General features: G+C 46.0%; 1 protein-coding gene. It reads left to right on the forward strand.

Features of this window, described 5'->3' with window-relative positions:
• The first annotated feature begins 238 nt into the window (after nt 1–238).
• Nucleotides 239–1,546, forward strand: coding sequence for an IS5 family transposase (locus HMPREF0106_RS00150; RefSeq protein WP_008771523.1), 1,308 nt, complete (start codon nt 239–241; stop codon nt 1,544–1,546).
• Nucleotides 1,547–1,690: the final 144 nt, after the last annotated feature.

Consider the following 1,690-nt stretch of genomic DNA (forward strand, 5'->3'; position numbering starts at 1 on the left):
ATATTCTACAAAAAAGATAGAAGACTGGGAGAGTTGAACGAAAAAATCAAGAGAAAAGCTCACGTAAAGCAAAGCTTTTCTCTTGATTTTTTAGAAAGAGGAACATTTACTGAATATCCCTAATTAGTCGCCCCTTAGAATGTGCTTTTACGCCTAATAATCAACATATTAATATATAAATTGCTTTGATATATCTGCAAGTTTTTGTATCTTTATGGTTGAAAACTTGCAGATTATTATGATAAACAAGACCACCCCTCAGCCCTCCTTGTTCAGCTCTTTGACAGACCAGCTGAATCCCAGGCATCCCTTATACCTGCTTGCCAATAAGATAGACTGGCGCCGTTTTGAAGAAGCTTTCTCCCCGCTATACTGTGCCGTCAACGGTCGTCCGGCCAAACCCATCCGCCTGATGTGCGGACTTCTGATTCTTAAGCACGTGCGTAACCTGTCCGATGAATCGGTTGTTGAACAATGGAGCGAGAATGCTTATTACCAGTACTTTTGCGGTATGTTGGAATTCACGCCTTCCTATCCCTGCAATGCAAGCGAACTGGTACACTTCCGTAAGCGTGTCGGAGAAAATGGCATGGAACTGATTCTGTCAGAAAGTATCCGCGTCAATCAGGAGGACGACGGCCCGGACCATCACTGCACGGCCTTCATCGATTCCACGGTACAGGAAAAGAACGTGACTTATCCCACGGATGCGAAGTTGCATAAAAAGATAGTCCGCAAAGTGTTGTCTGTCGTAAAATCCTTAGGGCTTCCTTTGCGCCAGAGCTATACCTTTGTCCTCAAGAAGATCTACCGTGACCAGCGTTTCCGTAACCACCCCAAGAACCGTGGCAAGGCCCTGAAAGCGGACAAGCGGCTGCGCACCATTGCGGGAAGGCTTGTCAGGGAACTGAGGCGCAACCTGAAAGAAAACCACGGCTACGACTCCCTGCTCGACCTCTTTGAGCGGGTGCTTTCACAGAAGCGCAATTCTCCCGGGAAAATCTATTCCCTGCATGAACCGGAGGTGCAGTGTATCAGCAAGGGGAAAGAACATAAGAAATACGAGTTCGGCAACAAGGTTTCAATCGTCCGCTCAATTACCGGTGTCATACTGGGTGCCAAGTCTTTCCGGAATGAATATGACGGGCATACCATTGAAGAATCCCTCAGGCAGGTGGAACGCATTACCGGAAAGAAGATCAGGAAGTTGGCCGGGGACAGGGGGTACAGAGGAAAGAAAGAGGTGGGCGGCACCGGGATACTGATACCCGATGTTCCAAACAGGAAAGACAGTTATTACACACGCAAGAAGAAACATAAGCTATTCTGCAAGCGTGCAGGAATAGAGCCGACTATCGGGCATTTGAAATCAGACTTTCGTTTAGGACGCAACTTTTATAAAGGTGTGTTCGGGGATGTTGTCAATCTGCTCTTAGCCGCAGCAGCGTACAACTTCAAAAGAGCCATGAGGGTTCTTTGGCTACTTGTTGAAAAAATCTGCGGGACACTGTTTTCTTGCAATATCCCGCAGATGAGTACTTTTTAAGGGACGACTATGTATATTCAGCAAGCCGACTCAATTGTAATTCTTGGAGGATTTGGTTCAGGACAGCCATATCCCTAAAATTTGATTCATTCCGGTACCATTTTGAATAAAATAATGGAGTATTCTGGAAACGTTGTGGTAAAT

The sequence above is a fragment of the Bacteroides sp. D22 genome (assembly GCF_000163675.1).
Lineage (GTDB): Bacteria > Bacteroidota > Bacteroidia > Bacteroidales > Bacteroidaceae > Bacteroides > Bacteroides xylanisolvens.